This is a genomic window from Stenotrophomonas sp. B1-1, from assembly GCF_010894375.1.
Lineage (GTDB): Bacteria > Pseudomonadota > Gammaproteobacteria > Xanthomonadales > Xanthomonadaceae > Stenotrophomonas.
Genome location: NZ_JAAIUZ010000009.1, coordinates 51,460 through 72,843 on the forward strand (window position 1 = coordinate 51,460; position 21,384 = coordinate 72,843).

Consider the following 21,384-nt stretch of genomic DNA (forward strand, 5'->3'; position numbering starts at 1 on the left):
CGGCGAAAAACCGCTGTGCCGGAACCGGCACTCAGCCTGTCGAAACCGGCGCCTGATCGTTGTCTTCGCCGATCCAGCCGCGCAGCAGCTGGCGGTGCTCGCGTGACAGGGTCAGGAAACGGAAGCCGGCCCAGTGTTGGCCCGGTACGTGCGCCGGCTCGCTCCACAGCAGGTGCACGCCCACGTCGATGGTTTCATTGCGGCCATCGCCCAGCGCCAACGGGAAGCGCAGCTGGTACAGCGCATCCTCGCGCAGGCCAGTGCTGGCCAGCATCAGCATGCCGGTTTCGGAAACATTGCCCAGCCGGCCGATCACGGCGTCGCGCATCTGGTCGGTCACCGGCACCAGGTCGGCCACCTGCCGGCGCGGGGCGCGGCGGGTATCCACGGGCGGTTGCGTGCTCATGCCTTGGGCTCCGGGTTCAGGCGGCTGGCCAGCGAACGCAGCGCCGACAGGCTGGCCTGCCAGGCGCGGTCCACCAGGCGGCCCTTTTCTTCGGTGACCAGCTGGGCCTGGCCGCCGGCCATCTGCCGCGCCAGCGTATCCAGCGTGGTTTCGCCGATCTTCTGGCCACGGGCGTTCACCAGCAGTACGTGCCCGGTCAGCAGGCTGTACCAGGACAAGCGCTGGCGCCGTTGCGCACCGTCGCCCACGTCGATGTCGAACCAGCTGCCGAAGGGCAGGGTGACCAGCTGCTGGTAGCAGGCTTCCTCGCTGTCGCTGCGCGCGCTGCGCCCGGCGTCGGCCTGGCTGTCGGCGCTGCCGTCGTTCTGTTCGCCCAGGCGAGCACGTGCCTTCAGGCGCGCGCTCAGTTCCGTGCGCGAGGTGCTTTCGTCTTCGCCGCCCGGGGTTGCCAGGCGACGGGCCACGGCGGCGGCTTCGTCGGCGTGGTAGCCCACCTGCAGCAGCGCCGCTTCCACATCGGCGGCCAGCGGTGCGTCGGTCATGCCGGCCGCGCTGGCCGGTGCGGCCGTGACCGTGGCGATGCGCTCGGTCTGCTGCAGGCGCTCGCGCCATTGCGGCGAATCTTCGCCGTGGCGCAGGCGGGTAAGGGTGAGGGCATCGGCCCAGGCCTGGCGCAGCAGGGTCTGCACGAAGCGCGGCGGCTGCGTGGCCTGGCACCACTGGTCGATCTGGGTGGTGGCTTCGCGCCGGGCCAGTTCCAGCCGTTCCTTGCCGCGTGCGGCTTCCACGTGGCGGCGTTCGGCCAGTTCGGCGCGGTGCGCGGCGGCGCGCTGGTGCTGCTGGATTTCCTCGTTGGCGGCGGCAAATGCTTCCGGCGTGCGCGCATCCTGGCCCAGCAGGCCCTGCACGCTCTGCGCCAGCCGTTGCAGCAGCTGCGGGTCCACGTCGTCGTCGCCCAGCCAGCGTGCGCCGGCTTCAGCCACGGTGTTCAGCAGTTCGCGCGCCGGGTGTTCGTCGCGCACGAAGAAGGCCGGGTCGGCCATGGCGGCGCGGGCCAGCGGTACCTGCAGGCGCGCCAGCAGGGCCGCGGGCACCGGGTCGGGCCGTTGTTGCTGCTGGACCTGCTGCAACAGCAGCCGCAGCAGGTCCAGGTTGTCGCGGTCGTGCCCGGCCAGTTGTGCCTGCGCGCCATGTTCGCTGCGCAGTTGGGCCAGCAGGGCGCCCTGCAGGTCGGTCACGCTGGTGGCGGCGCTGGCCTGGCCCTGCAGGCGCGCCAGCACGGCATCCACCGCGGCGGTGGGCAGCGCGGCCGGTTCCAGGGCAAGCGGCTGCGCCGGCAGGCGGCGGGCCTGCTGCAGCAGTTCGTGCAGAACGGTGTTGGCCGGCACGGTCAGCCCGGCGGCCGCCGCATCGGCGCCGGCAAAGGCGTCCTGCATCAGGTTCGACCACGAACCGGCCGGTGCCGAACCACCCCAGCCGGTCATCGGGGTCACCGTGCGCGGCGCGGGGCGTCCGCTGCGTTCGTGGCCGACCGAGCGGGTGATCACCCGGCGGGTGGCCGACGAGCGTGCCAGATAGGGGGTGTAGACCAGGCCGGGCAGCACGCCGTGCTGGGCCAGCAGCGCGTTGGCGCGGTCCAGGGTATCGCCCAGGCGCTCCAGGCACTGGCGCTCGAAGCTGCGGTACAGCGCCAGCTGCACCTCCATGCTCAGGCCATCGCGTTCAGCCAGGCGGCGCACCATCGCGCACAGCGCCTGCGGTGCCAGCGGCAGCGTTTCCGCATCGAAGGCCGGCGCGGCGGCCAGCACGCCCATGCGCTGGCCCAGCAGGTTCAGCGCATTGGCCGAGCGCAGGGTTTCCCTGCGCACCATTTCAACCAGCAGCAGGTCGCGGTCCACCTCGTGTTCGGCAACCAGCGACAGGCCCATCATGGCCGGCAGCGGCGGCGGCGTTGCCGGCGCCGCGGGTGCTGCGGCTGGTTCGCGCAAGCGCACCAGTGCATCGGTTAGGGCATCGAGCATGCGCTCGCTGAAGTGCCCGGCGAAGGCGTGCAGTTGCCCGCGCTGGGCCAGCAGGTCGGCCTGCTGCTGCGGATTGCGCGCGTGGTCGGCGTCGTGCAGCAGGGTCTGTTCCAGCGCCTCCACCGTCAGGATCAACGGCGCGGTGAGGGTGTGGTGGCACAGGCCGATCAACGCGCCCAGCACCTCGCGTACCCGCGGTGGCAGGTCGGCGGCGGCCAGGCGCGCGGTGTCCGCGCTGGACAATGAAAAAACGGCAGACATCGACGAGGGGTTCCGGATTCCCGCGGATCGTTACGGCAATCTACCGTGTCGGCAGGGCAGGGCGCCAGCCGCCGGGCATTGCCTGGCGCCATCCAGAGCGCCCGATCAATCTTCCAGGAACAGACTCACCACATCGTTGGTGAAGCGCCGGCCCAGCTCGGTGGGCTGCACATGGCCGTCGGCCACCTGCAGCCAGCCGCGCTGGCGGGCCTGGGCGAGCGGGGCGTCCAGCACGCTGCGTGGCAGGCCGGTGCGCGATTCGAAATCGCGCAGGCTGAAGCCTTCGTGCAAGCGCAGCAGGTTCAGCATGTACTCGAACGGCAGGCGTTCGGCGGCGATCACCTCGTCACCGCCGAACGAGGCCGGGGTGCCGGCGCTGTCCAGGTAGGCCTGCGGGTGCTTCACCTTCCAGCGCCGCAGCACGTGTTCTTCGGCGCCGGAACTGATCTTGCCGTGCGCGCCGGCACCGATGCCCAGGTAATCGCCGAAGCGCCAGTAGTTCAGGTTGTGCGCGCTCTGCCGACCGGGGCGGGCATAGGCGCTGACCTCGTACTGGCCGTAACCGGCCTGGGCCAGCAAGGCCTGGCAGTGCTCCTGCATGTCCCAGGCGTTGTCTTCATCGGGAATGCCCTGCGGCGGCCGCGCGAAGAACACCGTGTTCGGTTCCAGGGTCAGCTGGTAGTGCGAGATGTGCGCCGGCTGCAGGGCGAACGCGCGTTCCAGGTCGGCCTCGGCGCCGGCCAGGGTCTGTTCCGGCAGCGCGTACATCAGGTCGATGTTGAAGTTGTCGTAGCCCGCGTCCTGGGCCATCTTCACCGCGCGCTCGGCCTCGCCACTGTCGTGGATGCGGCCCAGTCGCTTCAGCGCGGCATCGTCGAAGCTCTGGATGCCGAAGCTGAGCCGGTTCACGCCTGCCGCGCGGTAGCGGTCGAAGCGCCCGTGTTCGGCGGTGCCCGGGTTGGTTTCCAGGGTGATTTCGGCATTGGGCGCGAAGCGCAGGCGCGCGCTGGCCTGCTGCAGGAAGCGATCGATGGCCTCGGGCGGGAACAGGCTGGGCGTACCGCCGCCGAAGAACACGCTGTGCACCACCCGGCCCCAGACCAGCGGCAGATCCTGGTCCAGGTCGCGCAGCAGGGCGTCGATGTAGGCCTCGAACGGCAGCTCACCCTTGGCCTGGTGCGAGTTGAAATCGCAGTACGGGCATTTGCGCACGCACCAGGGCAGGTGCACGTACAGCGACAGCGGCGGCGGCACCAGCCGCACCGGTGCGGGGTGGCCGTGGTCGCCGTCGCAGGCTTCGCCGGGCAGGTGGTTGCAGTGATCGTGGGCGTGGGACATGACGGCAGAACTACGTGCGGGTGTGGGTCAGAGAGCGGCAGCCAGCTGCAGCTTCAGCTGCTGCAGGGCCAGTGCGCGGTGGCTGATCGCGTTCTTCAGCGCCGGCTCCATTTCCGCGGCGGTCAGGCCGTGGGTGGTGTCCAGGAACACCGGGTTGTAGCCAAAGCCATTCGTACCGCGCAGTTCGCGGATGATCTGCCCTTCCCAGCGGCCTTCGCAGATCAGCGGCTGCGGGTCGGTGGCGTGGCGCAGCAGCACGATCACCGCATAGAAACGCGCGCTGCGCTGGCCATCGGGCACATCGGCCATGGCCTGCAGCAGCTTGGCGTTGTTGGCCGCCGCGTTGGTCGGGTGGCCGGCATAGCGCGCGCTGTACAGGCCGGGCGCGCCGCCCAGGGCATCGACGATCAGGCCCGAATCATCGGCCAGCGCCGGCAGGCCGGTGGCCTCGCAGGCGGCGCGTGCCTTCAGCAGCGCGTTCTCGACGAAGGTCAGGCCGGTTTCGTCCACATCGCCCAGGCCCAGCTCGGCCGCCGAGGTGATCTGCAGCGGCAGGTCGGCCAGGATCTCCTGCATTTCCACCAGTTTGCCGGCGTTGTGGCTGGCAAGCACGAGCGTCTTCATGCGCGGGGCTCCAGCAGGTCCCAGGTGTTGCCGTACAGGTCGCGGAACACCGCAACGGTGGCATAGGGTTCTTCGCGCGGGGCTTCCAGGAATTCCACCCCGGCGGCCAGCATGGCGGCGTGGTCGCGGCGGAAATCGTCGGTGTTCAGGAAGAAGCCGACGCGGCCGCCGGTCTGGTTGCCGATGCGGCTGCGCTGCTCCTCGTTGCTGGCGCGGGCCAGCAGCAGGGCGGCGGCGCTGCCGTCGGTCGGGCCGACCACCACCCAGCGCTTGCTGCCCTGGTCGATGTCCTCAAGCAGGGCAAAGCCCAGCTTGCCGGTGTACCAGGCAATGGCTTCGTCGTAGTCGGCCACCACCAGGGTGGTCAGGGCGATGCGCCGGTTCATGCCGACAGCGCCGCCTGCTGCGCGGCCAGCAGTTCGCCCACGCCCTTTTCGGCCAGGCCCAGCAGCGCATCCAGTTCATCGCGGCGGAAGGCATGGCCTTCGGCGGTGCCCTGCAGTTCGATGAAGCCGCCGCCATCGTTCATGACCACGTTCATGTCGGTGTCGCAGTCGCTGTCTTCGGCATAGTCCAGGTCCAGCACCGGGGTGCCGCGGTACACGCCCACCGACACGGCAGCCACCGCGCCCAGGATCGGGTTGCGCTTGATGTCGCCGCGCTTCATCAGCACGTTCACCGCATCGACCAGGGCCACGTAGGCACCGGTGATGGCGGCGGTGCGGGTGCCGCCGTCGGCCTGCAGCACGTCGCAGTCCAGGGTGATGGTGCGTTCGCCCAGCGCGTTGCGGTCCACGCAGGCACGCAGGCTGCGGCCGATCAGGCGCTGGATTTCCAGCGTGCGGCCGCCCTGCTTGCCGCGCGCGGCTTCACGGTCGCTGCGGGTGTGGGTGGCGCGCGGCAGCATGCCGTACTCGGCGGTCACCCAGCCTTCGCCCTTGCCGCGCAGGAAGCCGGGCACACGGTTTTCCACGCTGGCGGTGCACAGCACGCGGGTTTCACCGAAGCAGACCAGCACCGAGCCTTCGGCGTGGCGGGTGAAACCGCGTTGGATGACGACCGGACGGAGCTGGTCGGGCTGGCGGCCACTGGGGCGGGCATCGGACATGGTGCGAATTCCCTGGAGGGTAAGACAGGCAGGTACGCCGCCATGCCCGCACCCGTCAGGGGCAGGCAGGGAGGCTCGAATAGGGCCGCTAGGGTACCATTCCCCCTTTGAGAGCATCGGAAACGCTGATGATTCGAAGCATGACGGCCTATGCCGGTGGCGAGCGCGCCACGGCCTGGGGCACGCTGGGCTGCGAGCTGCGCTCGGTCAACCACCGCTTCCTGGAAGTGGGCACCCGCCTGCCCGAGGAACTGCGTGCGCTGGAACCGCAGCTGCGCGAACGCATCGCCGCGCGCCTGAGCCGCGGCAAGCTGGACCTGGTGATGCGCCTGCGCGCACCCGAAGCCGCTGCCAGCCTGCAGGTGAACGAAGCGCTGCTGGGCCAGCTGGGCCAGCTGGCGCACCGCCTCACCTCGGATTTCCCCAACCTGCAGGTCAGCTTCACCGAGCTGCTGCAGCTGCCGGGCGTGACCCAGGGCGAGGCCACCGATGCCGCCGCCCTGCAGGTGGAAGCGCTGGCCCTGCTGGAGCAGGTGCTGGACGGCTTCGTGGCCGCCCGTGAGCGCGAAGGCGACAAGCTGGCCACCGCCATTGCCGAGCGCGTGGACGCGATCGAGCGCATCGCCGCCGAAGTGCGCACGCTCATTCCGGCCATTCGCGACGGGCAGCGCGCCAAGCTCGCCGCCCGCCTGGCCGACCTGCCGCACCCGGTCGACCCCGGCCGCGCCGAGCAGGAACTGGTCATGTGGCTGCAGAAGCTGGACGTGGATGAAGAGCTGGACCGGCTGGGCAGCCACATCGTGGAAATCCGCCGCGTGCTGAAGCAGCGCGAGCCGGTCGGCCGCCGCCTGGATTTCCTGCTGCAGGAATTCAACCGCGAAGCCAACACCCTGGGTTCCAAGTCGGTGGACAGCCGCACCTCCAACGCGGCGGTGGAACTGAAGGTGCTGATCGACCAGATCCGCGAACAGGTGCAGAACATCGAATGAGCAGCCAGCCCACCCCCATCGGCGCGCCCGCGCGCGGCACCCTGTACATCGTGGCCGCGCCGTCCGGCGCCGGCAAAAGCAGCATCGTCAACGCCACCCTGGCGCGCGACCCGCAGATCGCGCTGTCGATCTCCTTCACCTCGCGCGCCATGCGCCCGGGCGAAGTGAACGGTGAGCACTACCACTTCGTCAGCGCGGAGAAGTTCGAGGAAATGATCGCCGCCGGCGATTTCTTCGAGCACGCCTGGGTGCACGGCGACTGGAAGGGTACCGCCCGGCAGTCGGTGGAACCGCAGCTGGCCGCCGGCCAGGACGTGCTGCTGGAGATCGACTGGCAGGGCGCGCAGCAGGTGCGCCAGCTGGTGCCCGGCACGGTGACGGTGTTCATCCTGCCGCCGTCCAAGCAGGCCCTGCAGGACCGCATGCGCAAGCGCGGCCAGGACAGCGAGGCGGTGATCGCCCAGCGGCTGGGTGCGGCGCGCGAGGAAATGCTGCACTTCAACGACTTCGACTACGTGATCGTGAATGAAGTCTTCGACACGGCAGTGAACGAGCTGTGCGCCATCTTCACCGCCAGCCGCCTGCGCCGGGAGGCCCAGAAGGTCCGCCATGCCGGCCTGATCCAGGCCCTGCTGACCCCGGATTCGGGCGCAACTGACTGATTCCAAAAGGCTCCGCCAGGGGTTGGCTTGATTTTGTCCAGCCCCTGGCCGTACACTCCGTCCCCTTTCCCTCATTCGACTGAGCGGCCGACCGGTCGCCGGGAGCCCGTATGGCCCGCATTACCGTAGAAGATTGCCTGGAAGTCGTTAACAACCGTTTCGACCTGGTCATGATGGCCTCCAAGCGCGCCCGCCAGCTCGCCAATGGCGTGCAGGCCACGCTGGACAACAGCGAAACCGAAGACAAGCCGACCGTGCTGGCGCTGCGCGAAATCGCCGCCCGCAAGATCGACAACGCGCTGATCGACGAAGTCGAGAAGGCCGAGCGCGAGCGTGCCGAGCGCGAAGCGCTGGAATGGGCCGCCGCCGAAGTGGTTGCCGACGAAGACATGTCCAAGAACGACGATTGATCGCATCGATCAAGGTCATTGCTGGACAGCCGAACAGCCCGCCCCGTGCGGGCTGTTTCGCATTCAGGGTTTGCCGTAAACGTCGCGCTGGAATAGGCTTCGGGCATGAACCCAGGCCCCACTGCCAAGGTAGCCGCGCCCACCGCCGCGGCCGTACCTGATTACGTCCTCCAGCTTGAACGCGCCGCCCACTACCTGCCCCCCGAGCAGCTGCCGCTGCTGCGCCGGGCCTGGGAAGTCGGTGCGTCGGCACATGCTGGGCAGACGCGCAAGTCGGGCGAACCCTACATCACCCACCCGGTGGCCGTGGCCCAGGTGCTGGCCGAGCTGGGCCTGGATGTGGAAGCGCTGATCGCTGCGATCCTGCACGACACCATCGAAGACACCCCGCTGACCCGCGAGGAACTGGCTGCCGAGTTCGGCGAAGCCGTGGCCGAGCTGGTGGATGGCGTGACCAAGCTGGACAAGCTGAAGTTCCGCGACCGCCAGGAAGCGGCCGCCGAAAGCTTCCGCAAGATGCTGCTGGCGATGTCGCGCGACCTGCGCGTGATCATGATCAAGCTGGCCGACCGCCTGCACAACATGCGCACGCTGGGCGCGCAGAGCCGCGAAGCGCGCGGCCGCATCGCCCGCGAAACGCTGGAAATCTACGCGCCCATCGCCCAGCGCCTGGGCATGAGCCTGGTCAAGAGCGAGCTGCAGAACCTGGGCTTCAAGGCGCTGTACCCGTGGCGCCACGCGATCATCGAAAAACACATCCGCAGCCAGCCGGTGGTGCGCCGCGAGGCCATGGCGCAGGTGGAAGTGCAGCTGTCGCAGCGGCTGGCCAAAGAAGGCCTGGAACACCGCCTGGTCAGCCGCATCAAGACCCCGTGGAGCATCTACAACAAGATGCGCGACGAGAACAAATCCTTCGACCAGGTGATGGACGTGTTCGGCTTCCGCCTGGTCGTGCGCAGCGTGCCCAGCTGCTACCACTCGCTGGGCGCGGTGCACGCCACCTTCAAACCGCTTGACGGGCGCTTCCGCGATTTCATCGCCATTCCCAAGGCCAACGGCTACCAGTCGCTGCACACCGTGCTGTTCGGGCCCTACGGTTCGCCCATCGAAGTGCAGATCCGCACCGAGGAAATGGACCTGATCGCCGAACGCGGCGTGGCCGCGCACTGGACCTACAAGTTCGGCGGCGACACCCCCAACAGCGCGCAGAGCCGGGCCCATGCCTGGATCGTGGAACTGATCGATTCGCAGCGCGCGGCTGGTTCGTCGCTGGAATTCCTCGACAACGTGAAGGTCGACCTGTTCCCGGACGAGGTCTACCTGTTCACCCCGAAGGGCAAGATCCTGGCCCTGCCGCGCAACGCCACCGCGCTGGATTTCGCCTACGCCGTGCACACCGACGTGGGCAACATGGCCGTGGCCTCGCGGGTGGACAAGAAGCTGGTGCCGCTGCGCACCAAGCTGGTGTCGGGGCAGTCGGTGGAAATCATCACCGCGCGTTCGGCCACGCCCAAGCCGCAGTGGCTGGAATTCGTGGTGACCAGCAAGGCACGCACCGCCATCCGCCACCAGCTGAAGCAGCTGGAACACGAAGACGCCGTGCAGCTGGGCCATCGCATGCTGGACCGCGCGCTGGAAGCGATGGATTCGTCGCTGGAACGCCTGCCCAAGGGCCGCCTGGATGCCTTCCTGGCCGAGCACCGCTACCCGCGCCTGGAAGCGCTGCTGGCCGAAGTGGCGCTGGGCAACTGGATGCCGACCCAGGCCGCGCAGGCGCTGATGTCCTACGCCGAACTGCGTGGCGGCCCGCGCCACCATTCGCAGGAAAAGATCCTGATCAACGGCAGCGAGCGCGGCGTGGTCACCTTCGCCGGCTGCTGCCAGCCGATTCCCGGCGACGAGATCATGGGCTACCACACCGCCGGCAAGGGCATCGTGGTGCACCGCATGGATTGCCCGAACCTGGCCGAGCTGCGCAAGTCGCCCGAACGCTGGGTGCCGATCGGCTGGGACACCACCGTGTCCGGCGATTACGACACCGCCCTGGTGGTGGAAGTGGAGAACGGCACCGGCGTGCTGGCGCAATTGGCCGCCGCGATTGCCCAGAGCCACTCCAACATCGAACGGGTGGACTACCTGGACCGCGACTTCAACGCCGCCGTGCTGGCGTTCAACATCCAGGTACGCGACCGCAACCACCTGGCCGAAGTGATGCGCCGCCTGCGCCGCCTGTCGGTGGTGCAGTCGGTACGCCGCCAGTAACGCACACCTGGGGTCGGATCCCTCTCCAACGGAGAGGGCTCTGACCCCATGGCCGTAGATCCGCGCCATGCGTGGATGCATCCCCACCCGGTACAATCACCGCTCTGTTTTCCCAAAGCACCGGAGCGACCATGTCCCGCCAGATCATCAACACCGAAAAGGCACCCGCCGCCATCGGCCCGTACTCGCAGGCCGTGCGCGCCGGCAACACCGTGTACTTCTCCGGCCAGATTCCGCTGGACCCGGCCACCGGTGACATCGTCGGTGCCGGCGATATCGAAGCGCAGGCCCGCCGCGCCTTCGACAACCTGAAGGCCGTGGCCGAAGCCGCCGGTGGTTCGCTGGACAAGGTCGTGCGTCTGGGCCTGTACCTGACTGACCTGGGCGAGTTCGCCAAGGTCAACGCGGTCATGCAGGACTACTTCCAGGCCCCGTTCCCGGCCCGTTCCACCATCGAAGTCTCGGGCCTGCCGAAGGGCGCCAACTTCGAGGTCGACGCGGTGATGGTCATCGACTGACCGCCACGTGGCACGCAAGGCGGCGGTCACCCCGGCACTGTCACCGTCCGGCGAAGCATCCCTGGCGATGCTGGCCGGCGTGGGCCCGGCCGTGGCCGCCAAACTGCAGGCGCGTGGCCTGGCCACCCTGCAGGATCTGTGGCTGCACCTGCCACTGCGCTATGAAGACCGTACCCGCCTGACCCTGATCGAAGACCTGCGCAACGGCGTGCCGGCGCAGGTGGACGTGCGCGTGGTGGCGGTCGAACGCGGCATGCGCCACCGGCCCATGCTGAAGGTGGCGGTGGAAGATGAAGGCCGCGGCACGCTGGTGCTGCGCTTCTTCCACTTCCGCCAGCAGCAGGTGGGCCAGTTCGCAGTGGGCAACCGGCTGCGCTGCTTCGGCACGCCGAAACCGGGCCACCTGGGCCTGGAAATCGTCCACCCCAGCTACCAGGTGCTGGGCCGCCATGACGATCCCGACCTCGGCGATCGCCTGGACCCGGTCTATCCCACCGTGGAAGGCGTGGGGCCGATGACGATGCGCAAGCTGATCGGCCAGGCCCTGGACCGCCTTCCCGAAGAAGACACGCTGGAGCTGCTGCCTAGTGGCTGGCTCGATGGCCTGGGCCTGCCGTCGTTGCGCAGCGCGCTGCTGACCGTGCACCGGCCGCCGCCGGATGCCGATCTGGCCGCCCTGGCCGCTGGCACGCACCCGGCGCAGCGCCGCCTGGCGATGGAAGAGCTGCTGGCCCACCACCTCAGTCTGCGCCGCCAGCGCATTGCCCTGCAGGCGCACCACGCGCCGCCGCTGGCAGGCCCGGGCAAGCTGGCCAAGGCCCTGCTGAAGCAGCTGCCGTTCGCCCTCACCGGCGCGCAGGCACGGGTGTTCAAGCAGATCCGCGAAGACCTGGCGCGGCCCAGTCCGATGCTGCGGCTGGTGCAGGGCGATGTGGGTTCGGGCAAGACCGTGGTGGCCGCGCTGGCCGCCATGCTGGCGGTGGAGCAGGGCAAGCAGGTCGCCCTGGCCGCGCCCACCGAGCTGCTGGCCGAACAGCACCTCAACAACCTGCGCGGCTGGCTGGAACCGCTGGGCGTGCGCATTGCCTGGCTGGCCGGCAAGGTGACCGGCAAGGCGCGCGCCAAGGTGATCGAGCAGGTGGCCAATGGTGAGGCGCAGGTGGTGGTCGGCACCCACGCGCTGATGCAGGACGCGGTGGTGTTCCAGGATCTGGCGCTGGCCATCGTGGACGAACAGCACCGCTTCGGCGTGCACCAGCGCCTGGCGCTGCGTGACAAGGGCGCAGGCGCGCACAGCGTGCCGCACCAGCTGGTGATGACCGCCACGCCCATTCCGCGCACGCTGGCCATGTCCGAATATGCCGATCTGGATGTGTCGGCCATCGACGAACTGCCGCCCGGCCGCACCCCGGTGCAGACCGTGGCGCTGAACAACGACCGCCGCCCGGAACTGATCGAGCGCATCGCCCTGGCCTGCCAGGAAGGCCGGCAGGTGTACTGGGTGTGCACCCTCATCGAAGAAAGCGAAGAGCTGGATGCCACGCCGGCGCAGGCCACCTACGAGTCGCTGCAGGCGCTGCTGCCGGGCGTGCGCGTGGGGCTGGTGCATGGCCGGCTGAAGGCTGCGGAAAAGCTGGCGACGATGGTGGCGTTCAAGGCCGGCGACATCGATCTGCTGGTGGCCACCACGGTGATCGAAGTGGGCGTGGACGTGCCCAACGCTTCGCTGATGGTGATCGAGAACGCCGAGCGTCTGGGCCTGGCCCAGCTGCACCAGCTGCGCGGGCGGGTAGGGCGTGGCACGGCCGTGTCGCGCTGCGTGCTGCTGTATCAGGCGCCGCTTTCGCAGATGGCGCGCGAGCGCCTGCAGACCATGCGCGAAACCAACGATGGCTTCGTCATTGCCGAAAAGGATCTGGAACTGCGTGGCCCCGGCGAACTGCTGGGCACCCGGCAGACCGGCCTGGCCGGTTTCCGCATTGCCGACCTGGCCCGCGACGCCGGCCTGCTGCCGGGCGTACACGACCTGGCCGAGCGCCTGCTGGCCCAGCAGCCCGCGCTGGCCGACCGCGTGGTGCAGCGCTGGATCGGCACCGCCGTACGCTACGCCTCGGCATAAGCCCCGGGGTCAGATCCCTTTGCGCAGCAAAGGGCTCTGACCCCATGCCTCGCGATGCCCATCCACGCATGGCGTGGATCTACCAGGTAGCGCCGGGCCATGCCCGGCGTGGATCAACTTACAGGGCGAGCCGTTCTGACAGCCCTGGCAGCACGAAATACTCCGATGCTTTGCCGACGCGTTCCTTGCTGACCAGCCCCGCTGCCACCAAACCATTCAAATCCTTCAATGCGGTGGGGTAGGTAATGGTGTGTGACGCCTGGTGGCTGGCGACCGTGTAGGTCCGGTCGGGGTCTTTCAGTGCATTGGCCAGAAGTGCGCGCTGTCGATGATTGAGCAGCACGCCGCCCAGCCGTGCAGTACGCAGCATGCGTCGCGCGGCTTGATCCTCTGCATGCTTCCTGGCGATGTAGGCATGCAGTCCTTGGATCGACTGCTCGATTGCCTCCAGTTGCTGGGAGACGAAGTAACCGAGATCCTGGTTGTCACTTTCGGTGTACAGGTAGGCGCGCATGTACTTGCCGGGTGACTTTTTCAACACGCTGGAAATGGAGAAGTACTCGGTCATCCAGTAGCCAGCGTTCATCATCGCCCAGTAGAACAAGGCGCGCGCGGTGCGGCCGTTGCCGTCCACGAAAGGATGGTCGTAGCCGATCTGGAAGTGCACGGCGATGGCTTTGGCGACCGGGTGAATGAAGGGCGTGCTTTCTTCGTTGATGAACTGGCAAAGCCGCTCGATCCGCGCGGGTACTTCTTCGGCCGGGGGAGGAATGTGCAGCAGCGTGGGTGGAGAGCCACGGTCGAAGATTGCAACGTTGTCTTCGGCAGTCCGAAAGCGTCCACTGTCGCTTGTCAGCTCCAGCGTGCCATCTGTGAGGATGCTATGCAGCTCCAGAATCTCGGTTGCCGTGATGGGGCGTACGCCGCGTTCGCGGATGACGTTCATCGCGACGTAGTTGTTGTAGATCATCCGCTCGGATGGGTCGCGCGGGGCGCGACCGGTGCTCAACATCTCCTTCGCCACGGCCCGCGTGGTTGAAGCACCTTCCAGCTGCGACGAGGTCATCGCTTCTTCGATCAGTGAGCGCATCAGGAAACGCCCTTGGCCACTGGCTGCATCCACCCCCTGCACGGAGCCTGCAGCCTCGCGGTCAATGAAGTGCAGTCGGCGCTGCATCGTATCGGTGAGCGCAAGCTTGAAGGGTTGTTGCGTCTTGTCCAGCAACAGCGGCAGGGGCTTGAGCAAAGCCGCGCGCGTCCAGGCGATGCCCAGCCACCATTGCTCGGCGCTAAGACCCGGCGCGGGAGTCCTGTGACGCAGCTTGTCCCAGTGCTCGTAGGCGCCATTCACCTCAGGTCCGATGCGCGCATCAAGAATGCGGCCGAGGCTCTCGCCGTACTTGCGGGTCAGGGTGGCCAGATCCGGCGCCGGGGCGGGCAGCTTCATGGCGGTTTTCTATAAAATGTGTATTGGTTTTTATAGCAAATGGTGTCGAGCGCTCCAAGGGTGTGCCCGGCGACGATGAATTCATGTTTGTGATGGTTGCGGCCAGGGCATGCCCATCCACGCACGGCGTGGATCTACCGGGTTGGTAGCGCCGGGCCATGCCCGGCGGCGTTTCCCGCGGCGCGCGTTGTTCGAGATCCGTATCCGCGTGGCGGGGGTTTACCCGGTTGGCAGTTGCGTGCCCATGTACTCGCACAGACCGCGGCAGGCCAGCAACAAGCCTTCGCGCACGTCATCCCCCACCTGCTGGTCCGGCTCGCCGTCCACACGCACGCGCTCTGCGGCATGCAGCACTTCCAGCAGAACACCCATACCGGCCGTAGCCCGGTCCAACCGGGCCAGCGCCGCACGCTGGCTGGCAGAACGGCCCCGGCCCGGCACCGGCTGGCCATCGGCGCCATCGCCCTGACGGATGTGGCGCAGGCACGCGAGCAGGGTAGGACCGTCGCCGGTGTTGGCAGGCTGTGTAGCGGCCAATGTGGATTCCAGCGTACGCGCCAGATCATCCGGCAACCGACCCGCCGCCTCACCCAGCGTGGCGACAAGAAAAGGGTAGTGGGTAGTGCTCATCGTGGTGTCCTAAATGGATGACCACCGACGCGGCAGCGCAGGTGGCGGGTGGTGAGTGGTTCCAATACCGGTGACTACCTCGCAAACGCCGGCGGGCACGAGGCCCCCACGCACCACCCGCCATAAGACGCACGGACGGATTGCCTGCCGGACGCCACGCGGGAATGAGCGCGCAACGCCGGCAGGCAAGCGTAAACAACAAGGTAGTCAAACGGGATTGGAAGCCCGTGCCATCCGTTGTCGATGGCGCCCCATGTTTTCCACGAGGCCCCTGCCACCTCAATGAGGAAAGTTTGAAACCTCGAATTCTGTGCAAGCGCACGACATCCATTTCAAAGCAGGCATTCGCGACACATCGAATGGCTCGAGAACTGGGTCGGAGCCCGTTGCAACGCAACGGGATCCGACCCCACTGCCGTTCCGGCAGATCGCAGGAAGCCGTCGAAGGCGGGGTGGGTCCGGTTGCGGGGGCGTGAGCGCCATGGATGGCGCGACCGAGCTTACAAGGACGTACTTGCAGCGTCCCCCGCAACCGGACCCACCCCGCCATCCCACGGAACGCAGGCTTTTGACGTTGCTTCAGTCGAGCATGGCTCGACTCTACAGGCGGGGCAGGGCGCAGCCCTGCCAGACACCCCAACCCCCATACTTGCAACGGTCATCAACCCGGTCCACACTTCGTTGCCGATCTGAAGACGGCAACGATGACCCACAAGATCCCGCTGTTGATCGACACCGACCCCGGTGTGGACGACGCCCTGGCCCTGCTGATGGCCTTTGCCGACGAACGGCATGACGTGGTCGCCCTGACCATCGCCGCCGGCAATGTCGGCCTCGACTACACCGTCCGCAACGCCCTCAAGCTCTGCGACATCGTCGGCCGCACCGACGTGCCGGTGTTCGCTGGCAGCCCCGACCCGCTGCTGCACCCCTCGGTGGATGCCGCCCACGTGCACGGCCGCGACGGCTACGGCGACGTGGACCTGCCGCCGCCCAGCCGCCAGGCCGAGACCGAGCACGCCGCGCTGGCCATCCTGCGCCTGTCGCACCAGTACGCCGGCGAGCTGATGCTGGTCATGCTGGGCCCGCTGACCAACCTGGCCCTGGCACTGAAGCTCGACCCGACCCTGCCCCAGCGCATCAAGCGCATCGTGGTGATGGGCGGTGCAGTCACCTGCCACGGCAACATCACCCCGGCAGCCGAATTCAACATCGCCTTCGATCCGGAAGCGGCGCACGTGGTGTTCACCTCGTTCAAGCATCTGCTGGTGTCGGACTGGGAAGCTACCGTGGCCCACGGTCTGCCGCTGGAGCAGGCCGAGCAGTGGCTGCAGGCCGATTCCGACCGCGCGCGCTTCTACGAACTGATCTCGCGCAAGACCCGCGCCCTGTCCGAAGACGCCAAGGGCGGCCGCTGGTACACCGCCGATGCGGTGGCCATGGCCTGGGCACTGAACCCGGAAGGGCAGCTGCAGGTGGAATCGCGTCCGCTGAACGTGGAACTGAACGGCACGTTCAGCCGCGGCGCCACCATCGTCGACTGGAACCGCCAGACCGGCCAGCCCGACAACTGCGATCTGCTGATGGCCTACGACCAGGCCCGTTTCGAGGCCCTGGTACGCCAGGCCCTGGGCGCGGTCTGAGGCCAATGCCCACGCACCGGTTGCCCCGCGCGGCAACCGGTGCTTATAATGCCGCTCTTGACCACCAGCCCATTTACGGTGTGAGCCCATGAAGGCCGATATCCATCCGAACTACCGCGACGTCGTCTTCGAAGACGTCACCTCCGATTTCAAGATCCTGACCCGCTCGACCATGGCGACCAAGGAAACCACCACCTGGACCGACGGTAACGAATACCCGCTGGTCAAGGTCGAAATTTCCTCGGCTTCGCACCCGTTCTACACGGGCAAGCACAAGGTCATCGACACCTCGGGCCGTATCGACAAGTTCCAGAAGCGCTACGCGCGCTGATACGTCGTTACTGCTTGGAACCGACGGCCGCGCATTGCGCGGCCGTTTGTTTTTGTCCGGCGCCTGCCCAACGGGCGTTTGGATGGACGGAACAGTGCGTTCAGCCCCTGGCCGCTTTGCCCATCCGGGCCGCTTGTCGGCAGGCCTGCGGCTGCCTGTCGTCTACGACTTCTGTCTAGCACCCGGCAAATGCTGCTGTGCGATAATGGCGTGATCCCCGGCACAGGCCGAGGACGTCATTCACGTGCCTGACCAATGCGCTTGGGCAGGCGCCTTCCCATGAAGGAGCGCACACAGTGTCCGATCTTGATCAGGTCACGCTCAACGCCGGCGACAAGTCGGTCGTTCTGCCCGTCATCAAACCCACCCTTGGCAACGACTGCGTCGACATCGCGAAGCTGACCAAGGAAACGGGGTTCTTCACCTACGATTCCGGCTTCACCGCCACCGCCAGCTGCAAGTCGGCCATCACCTACATCGATGGCGACAAGGGCGTGCTGCTGTACCGCGGCTACCCGATCGAACAGCTGTCGGAAAAGTCGAGCTACGTCGAAGTGGCCTACCTGCTGATCAACGGCGAGCGTCCCAGCGCCGAGCAGCTGAAGGCCTTCACCGATGAGCTGGCCGCCGAAGCCAACGTCGACGATTCGGTCAACGCGCTGATCGCCAGCTTCGCCAAGGATGCCCACCCGATGGCCATCCTGGCAGCCGCCATTGCGCAGCTGTCGGCCATCTACCACGACTCGCTGGACCTGTCCGACGCAGAACAGCGCCGCCAGGCCGCCGTGCGCCTGATCGCCAAGGTGCCGACCCTGTCGGCGCTGATCTACCGCCACGGCAAGGGCCTGCCGGCCAACAAGCCGGACACCTCGCTGGATTACGTCAGCCGCTTCCTGAAGCAGACCTTCGAGTCGGCCGATGGCCAGTACGATCTGAACCCGGACGTGGTGAAGGCGCTGGACCTGCTGTTCATCCTGCACGCCGACCACGAGCAGAACGCCTCGACTTCGACCGTGCGCCTGGTCGGTTCGACCGGTGCCAACCCGTACGCGTCGGTCGCCGCTGGCGTGACCGCGCTGTGGGGTCCGGCCCACGGCGGCGCCAACGAAGCCGTGCTGAAGATGCTGGAAGAAATCGGTTCGGCCGACAACGTCGAATCGGCCGTGGTGAAGGCCAAGGACAAGACCTCCGGCTTCCGCCTGATGGGCTTCGGCCACCGCGTGTACAAGAACTTCGACCCGCGCGCCAAGGTCATCGGTGAAATGACCAGCAAGGTGCTCAAGCAGCTGGGCGTGCAGGATCCGCTGCTGGACGTGGCCGTGAAGCTGGAACAGGCCGCGCTGCAGGACGAGTACTTCGTCGCCCGCAAGCTGTACCCGAACGTCGATTTCTACAGCGGCATCATCTACAAGGCGCTGCAGATCCCGACCGAAATGTTCACCGTCATGTTCGCCCTGGGCCGTACCTCCGGCTGGGTGGCGCATTGGCTGGAACAGCAGGTTGACCCGGAAATGAAGATCGGCCGTCCGCGCCAGGTCTACACCGGCAGCGACGTGCGCGACTACCAGGGCTGATCGCCCCGGCAGGTTGCAATGAAGACGCCCCGCCATTGTGCGGGGCGTTTTTTTTGCGCAGAACCGGGCGACGCTGCCCAAACCGGGCGCGTGAATATGAGAACGCCTGCGAAGCGGAACTGTGCGTGCCCGCGCAGAACGGAATGGTGAATGGGTGCTCATGCAGAAACCCCATTGACCGGCCCGGTGTTGCGGCAGACGCTGCACCGCACACTCTGGGCTGGATGGCTGCCGGGGTATCGCCCGCCCGGTGCCGCCGTCGCATGACGGCCCCGCCAACGCTGATGTGCTGATCCGGAACGCAAGGGGATTGCGATGGGGAAGACGAGGCAACGCACGTAAACATCCGCTGCAGGCCGCATATCGCGCAGGCCTGCGCCGGTGTTCCCGAACCAACTACGAATGCCGCCGTGCCGGTCGACGACCGTTGCCGCGTGCCGTGCCTGTGCCGTTGGCAGGAGCGCCGGTGCCCGGTCATGTGCGCGGCACACGCCACCACCCGTTGACGATGGGGGGCCGTTCAAGGGCGCGCGGCGCATGGCCGCGGTGACCCTGCACGCATCGTCGGAAGCACCACCGGCCAGCCGCCGGCACACGTTGTTCCTTCCAACGGAAAGGGAGATACGCACATGGCTGTCCAGACCGAGTTCGTACAGAAACTGTTGTCCGATCCCGCATTCGCCGAACAGATCCGCAGCCAGGCCCTGGCGGCGGTGGTGGGTGGGCAGGAAAGCCCCGCCTGGAAAACCTATTTCGGTGCCCAGCACTTCACCGGCCTGGCGACCGACCCGGCCAAGCTGCAGGCCCTGGGGGCCAAGGCGGGCGCGGCGGCCTGCACCTGCAACAGCACCACGGTCACCACCACCACCAGCCCCATCTGCACCGGCACCACCACCACCGGGTCGGGCTGACGACATCGCGGCACCGACCCTTGCGTCCTCATCGATCCACAAGGAGTTGAAGATGGCACTTTCGCAGAAGACAAACGACGTGGTGCAGAAGGCGATCAATGACAAGGCCTTCGCCGACCAGCTGCGCGCGCAGGGCTTGAAAGCGATCCATGCCGGCGCCGGCAGCAGCGAATGGAAGGCGTACTTCTCGCAGTTCGCGTCCAGCCCGGAAGAACTGCAGGCGATGTCGGCCGGCGACAGTTCGGTGGCCGCGTGCACCTGCCACAGCCGCACGGTCACCACCACCAGCACGCCGCTGTGCACCACCACGACCACCACCACCAGTAGTTGATGTTGCGCCGATATGCGGGTGTGCGCTGCGCACCCGCATATCGCTTTCTGTCGTTGCCGCAAGGAGAGCTGCCGTGCTGCCTATCGATACCGCAATCGACCACGCGCCCGCACCGGGCGCATCGCCGGCCCCGGCCGCGCATCGTGAACAGGAATGGCGCGCGCTGGTGGACCAGTACCTGCCGGTGGTACCGCAACGTTCGGGCTGGCGCTACCGCCCCCCGCAGGCCGAGCACCCGTCGCAGGGCTGGAAGCTGCACGTCTCAGCCACTCTGCCCAATGCCATCGATGTATTCCGCCGCTGCGCGCCGTTGCTGGTGGAGCAGGGCGTGGCGTTCAAATCGGTGAAGACCCTGAACATCCTCAACCGTTTGAACAGCGCCATTCCGTTCGGTTTCAGCCAGATCGGCAAGTTCATCACCGTCTACCCGCGCGACGCGGCGCACGCGCTGGCGCTGGCCGAAATGCTGGACCAGGCCACGCGTGATCTGGCCGCGCCCGCCGTACCGTTTGACCGCCCCTACCGGCGCGGCAGTGCGGTGTACTTCCGCTACGGCGCGTTCGGTCATGAAGAAATGGAAGATGCCGACGGGCGCAAGGTCAGCGCGCTGCGCTTGCCCAGCGGCGAACAGGTGCCGGATCTGCGCGAACCGGGCAAGGCCGTGCCCGACTGGGTGGACTGCCCGTTCGCACCAGTGATCGATGCCGCCGCACCGCCCACGCCGTTGCAGACCCGCTTCCTGTGCCACGACGCCTTCATGCAGCGCGGCAAGGGCGGTGTGTACCGCGCGGTGGACATCGCCTCGTCCCCGGCGCGGCTGTGCGTGGTGAAAGAAGGGCGCCGCCACGGCGAGACCAACTGGTTGGGCCTGGATGGCCGCAGTTTCGTCGAACGCGAAGAAGCCTTCCTGCGTGCCGCGCACGGTGCCGCCTTCGCTGCACCAGCGGTGATCGATGCGTTCTGCATCGGCGAGCACCGCTATCTGGTGATGGAACACATCGATGGCGAACCGCTGCTGCAGGCCTGCGCCGACCCGCAGCGCAAGATCGCGCTGGAGACCGCGCTGGCCTACGCTTCGGCGGTGGCCACCGTGCTGGCGCAACTGCATGCGGCGGGCTGGGTATGGCGCGACCTGAAGCCGGCCAACCTGATGGTGGACCGCAGCGGACGCCTGCGCCCGCTGGACTTCGAAGGCGCGCTGCGCGTGGATGCCACCAGCGATGTGCCCTGGGGCACGCCCAGCTACATGCCGCCGGAAGCGCGCCACGGCGCATTCCAGGGCAGCCACCTGCGCGAAGACCTGTATGGGCTGGGTGCGACCATCCACCAGTTGCTGACCTCGTGGCTGATGCATCGCGACGAGGCCGAGCCGGGTGAACCGGCCAGCGCCCAGCAGCGGCCCAGTGTGGGGCGGCTGCGCCGCGGCGTGCCGCGCGCGATACGCGAGCTGGTAGCGGCCTTGATGCACGCCGATCCCCTGCAGCGACCCACCGCCGCCAGCGCCGCAACGCTGCTGTCCGCGTACGCACGCGAGGTGCTGCCGGTTCCGGTTCCGGCCAAACGCGATTCGGCCCTGGTGCGGCGCGTGCGCGAAAAGATGTGGAATGAAGTGCAGGAAATGCTGCTGCTCGACCCGATGCAGGCGAGCCCGCCTCCACAGCTGTAGAGCCGAGCCATGCTCGACTGCGCGATCTATGCAATGAGGATTCTTGCAAACCCGACCTGAGGAAACTTGCATAACTCTCGAACATTGAGCGAATTCAAGAATTCCACTTAACGTTCAACGTTTTAGGAATGCT

At 67.4% G+C, this 21,384-nt stretch carries 20 protein-coding genes; 12 read left to right on the forward strand and 8 right to left on the reverse strand.

The features are described from left to right. Positions 1 to 31: 31 nt before the first annotated feature. The 6 genes from G4G00_RS07525 to rph all read right to left on the reverse strand — a co-directional run bounded on the left by G4G00_RS07525 (position 32) and on the right by rph (position 5,758). A complete protein-coding gene (locus G4G00_RS07525; RefSeq protein ID WP_108754040.1) occupies positions 32 to 406 on the reverse strand; it encodes a PilZ domain-containing protein in 375 nt (124 codons plus the stop codon). Beyond that, positions 403 to 2,688, reverse strand: coding sequence for a DUF1631 family protein (locus G4G00_RS07530; protein ID WP_164272298.1), 2,286 nt, complete (start codon positions 2,686 to 2,688; stop codon positions 403 to 405). The genes G4G00_RS07525 and G4G00_RS07530 overlap by 4 nt, the downstream gene beginning before the upstream one ends. A 105-nt stretch (positions 2,689 to 2,793) precedes the next feature. After that, positions 2,794 to 4,026, reverse strand: coding sequence for a radical SAM family heme chaperone HemW (gene hemW / locus G4G00_RS07535; protein ID WP_108754038.1), 1,233 nt, complete (start codon positions 4,024 to 4,026; stop codon positions 2,794 to 2,796). 27 nt (positions 4,027 to 4,053) lie between these two features. After that, on the reverse strand, positions 4,054 to 4,650 hold the full coding sequence (gene rdgB / locus G4G00_RS07540; protein WP_164272301.1) for an RdgB/HAM1 family non-canonical purine NTP pyrophosphatase: 597 nt from the start codon (positions 4,648 to 4,650) through the stop codon (positions 4,054 to 4,056). Beyond that, positions 4,647 to 5,036: a VOC family protein gene (locus G4G00_RS07545; RefSeq protein ID WP_108754036.1), complete on the reverse strand. Its 390-nt coding sequence runs from the start codon at positions 5,034 to 5,036 to the stop codon at positions 4,647 to 4,649. The genes rdgB and G4G00_RS07545 overlap by 4 nt, the downstream gene beginning before the upstream one ends. Then, the gene (gene rph, locus G4G00_RS07550; RefSeq protein ID WP_108750979.1) at positions 5,033 to 5,758 is read right to left on the reverse strand and encodes a ribonuclease PH; all 726 of its coding nucleotides are present in this window, start codon (positions 5,756 to 5,758) and stop codon (positions 5,033 to 5,035) included. The genes G4G00_RS07545 and rph overlap by 4 nt, the downstream gene beginning before the upstream one ends. Before the next feature lie 128 nt (positions 5,759 to 5,886). Between rph and G4G00_RS07555 the strand changes: the two genes are divergently transcribed. The 6 genes from G4G00_RS07555 (at position 5,887) to recG (ending at position 12,718) form a co-directional block, all read left to right on the forward strand. Next, complete coding sequence (locus G4G00_RS07555) at positions 5,887 to 6,747, forward strand: YicC/YloC family endoribonuclease (RefSeq protein WP_108750978.1); 861 nt, start codon at positions 5,887 to 5,889, stop codon at positions 6,745 to 6,747. After that, entirely contained in the window at positions 6,744 to 7,409 is a 666-nt protein-coding gene (gmk, locus tag G4G00_RS07560) for a guanylate kinase (protein ID WP_108754034.1), read from the forward strand. The genes G4G00_RS07555 and gmk overlap by 4 nt, the downstream gene beginning before the upstream one ends. Positions 7,410 to 7,519: 110 nt before the next feature. Beyond that, positions 7,520 to 7,819 (forward strand): DNA-directed RNA polymerase subunit omega, encoded by a 300-nt coding sequence (gene rpoZ, locus G4G00_RS07565; protein ID WP_108750976.1) that lies wholly within the window; start codon positions 7,520 to 7,522, stop codon positions 7,817 to 7,819. A gap of 105 nt (positions 7,820 to 7,924) precedes the next feature. After that, the gene (locus G4G00_RS07570) at positions 7,925 to 10,081 is read left to right on the forward strand and encodes a bifunctional (p)ppGpp synthetase/guanosine-3',5'-bis(diphosphate) 3'-pyrophosphohydrolase (RefSeq protein WP_108750975.1); all 2,157 of its coding nucleotides are present in this window, start codon (positions 7,925 to 7,927) and stop codon (positions 10,079 to 10,081) included. Between the two features lie 131 nt (positions 10,082 to 10,212). Then, entirely contained in the window at positions 10,213 to 10,599 is a 387-nt protein-coding gene (locus G4G00_RS07575; RefSeq protein ID WP_108750974.1) for a RidA family protein, read from the forward strand. A 7-nt stretch (positions 10,600 to 10,606) separates the two neighbouring features. Beyond that, complete coding sequence (gene recG / locus G4G00_RS07580; RefSeq protein WP_164272304.1) at positions 10,607 to 12,718, forward strand: ATP-dependent DNA helicase RecG; 2,112 nt, start codon at positions 10,607 to 10,609, stop codon at positions 12,716 to 12,718. A gap of 118 nt (positions 12,719 to 12,836) precedes the next feature. Here the strand turns inward: recG and G4G00_RS07585 are convergent, their stop codons facing one another. Then, entirely contained in the window at positions 12,837 to 14,165 is a 1,329-nt protein-coding gene (locus G4G00_RS07585; RefSeq protein WP_164272307.1) for a Fic family protein, read from the reverse strand. A 219-nt stretch (positions 14,166 to 14,384) separates the two neighbouring features. Beyond that, positions 14,385 to 14,795 (reverse strand): hypothetical protein, encoded by a 411-nt coding sequence (locus tag G4G00_RS07590; RefSeq protein ID WP_164272310.1) that lies wholly within the window; start codon positions 14,793 to 14,795, stop codon positions 14,385 to 14,387. Positions 14,796 to 15,499: 704 nt separating this feature from the next. Between G4G00_RS07590 and G4G00_RS07595 the strand changes: the two genes are divergently transcribed. From G4G00_RS07595 to G4G00_RS07620, 6 genes are all read left to right on the forward strand, one after another. Continuing rightward, the gene (locus G4G00_RS07595) at positions 15,500 to 16,438 is read left to right on the forward strand and encodes a nucleoside hydrolase (protein WP_108754032.1); all 939 of its coding nucleotides are present in this window, start codon (positions 15,500 to 15,502) and stop codon (positions 16,436 to 16,438) included. Between the two features lie 88 nt (positions 16,439 to 16,526). Continuing rightward, positions 16,527 to 16,769: a type B 50S ribosomal protein L31 gene (locus G4G00_RS07600; RefSeq protein ID WP_079223041.1), complete on the forward strand. Its 243-nt coding sequence runs from the start codon at positions 16,527 to 16,529 to the stop codon at positions 16,767 to 16,769. 296 nt (positions 16,770 to 17,065) lie between these two features. Next, entirely contained in the window at positions 17,066 to 18,343 is a 1,278-nt protein-coding gene (locus G4G00_RS07605) for a citrate synthase (RefSeq protein ID WP_164272313.1), read from the forward strand. A 629-nt stretch (positions 18,344 to 18,972) separates the two neighbouring features. Next, positions 18,973 to 19,254, forward strand: coding sequence for a hypothetical protein (locus G4G00_RS07610; protein WP_108754030.1), 282 nt, complete (start codon positions 18,973 to 18,975; stop codon positions 19,252 to 19,254). Between the two features lie 52 nt (positions 19,255 to 19,306). Then, entirely contained in the window at positions 19,307 to 19,585 is a 279-nt protein-coding gene (locus G4G00_RS07615; RefSeq protein WP_159094011.1) for a hypothetical protein, read from the forward strand. Positions 19,586 to 19,658: 73 nt separating this feature from the next. Beyond that, positions 19,659 to 21,251 carry a protein kinase gene (locus tag G4G00_RS07620; protein WP_159094010.1) on the forward strand — a complete coding sequence of 531 codons (1,593 nt, stop codon included), beginning with the start codon at positions 19,659 to 19,661 and terminating at the stop codon, positions 21,249 to 21,251. The last annotated feature ends 133 nt before the right edge of the window (positions 21,252 to 21,384 follow it).

What these genes read in the sequence shown, in the direction of transcription:
- G4G00_RS07610 (WP_108754030.1), top strand. Translation starts at nt 18,973, where the DNA reads ATGGCTGTCCAGACCGAGTTCGTACAGAAACTGTTGTCCGATCCCGCA.
- G4G00_RS07615 (WP_159094011.1), top strand. Translation starts at nt 19,307, where the DNA reads ATGGCACTTTCGCAGAAGACAAACGACGTGGTGCAGAAGGCGATCAAT.
- G4G00_RS07575 (WP_108750974.1), top strand. Translation starts at nt 10,213, where the DNA reads ATGTCCCGCCAGATCATCAACACCGAAAAGGCACCCGCCGCCATCGGC.
- G4G00_RS07570 (WP_108750975.1), top strand. Translation starts at nt 7,925, where the DNA reads ATGAACCCAGGCCCCACTGCCAAGGTAGCCGCGCCCACCGCCGCGGCC.
- hemW (WP_108754038.1), bottom strand. Translation starts at nt 4,026, where the DNA reads ATGTCCCACGCCCACGATCACTGCAACCACCTGCCCGGCGAAGCCTGC.
- G4G00_RS07545 (WP_108754036.1), bottom strand. Translation starts at nt 5,036, where the DNA reads ATGAACCGGCGCATCGCCCTGACCACCCTGGTGGTGGCCGACTACGAC.
- rpoZ (WP_108750976.1), top strand. Translation starts at nt 7,520, where the DNA reads ATGGCCCGCATTACCGTAGAAGATTGCCTGGAAGTCGTTAACAACCGT.
- G4G00_RS07595 (WP_108754032.1), top strand. Translation starts at nt 15,500, where the DNA reads ATGACCCACAAGATCCCGCTGTTGATCGACACCGACCCCGGTGTGGAC.
- G4G00_RS07525 (WP_108754040.1), bottom strand. Translation starts at nt 406, where the DNA reads ATGAGCACGCAACCGCCCGTGGATACCCGCCGCGCCCCGCGCCGGCAG.
- G4G00_RS07600 (WP_079223041.1), top strand. Translation starts at nt 16,527, where the DNA reads ATGAAGGCCGATATCCATCCGAACTACCGCGACGTCGTCTTCGAAGAC.
- rdgB (WP_164272301.1), bottom strand. Translation starts at nt 4,650, where the DNA reads ATGAAGACGCTCGTGCTTGCCAGCCACAACGCCGGCAAACTGGTGGAA.
- G4G00_RS07590 (WP_164272310.1), bottom strand. Translation starts at nt 14,795, where the DNA reads ATGAGCACTACCCACTACCCTTTTCTTGTCGCCACGCTGGGTGAGGCG.
- gmk (WP_108754034.1), top strand. Translation starts at nt 6,744, where the DNA reads ATGAGCAGCCAGCCCACCCCCATCGGCGCGCCCGCGCGCGGCACCCTG.
- rph (WP_108750979.1), bottom strand. Translation starts at nt 5,758, where the DNA reads ATGTCCGATGCCCGCCCCAGTGGCCGCCAGCCCGACCAGCTCCGTCCG.
- G4G00_RS07530 (WP_164272298.1), bottom strand. Translation starts at nt 2,688, where the DNA reads ATGTCTGCCGTTTTTTCATTGTCCAGCGCGGACACCGCGCGCCTGGCC.
- G4G00_RS07555 (WP_108750978.1), top strand. Translation starts at nt 5,887, where the DNA reads ATGATTCGAAGCATGACGGCCTATGCCGGTGGCGAGCGCGCCACGGCC.
- G4G00_RS07585 (WP_164272307.1), bottom strand. Translation starts at nt 14,165, where the DNA reads ATGAAGCTGCCCGCCCCGGCGCCGGATCTGGCCACCCTGACCCGCAAG.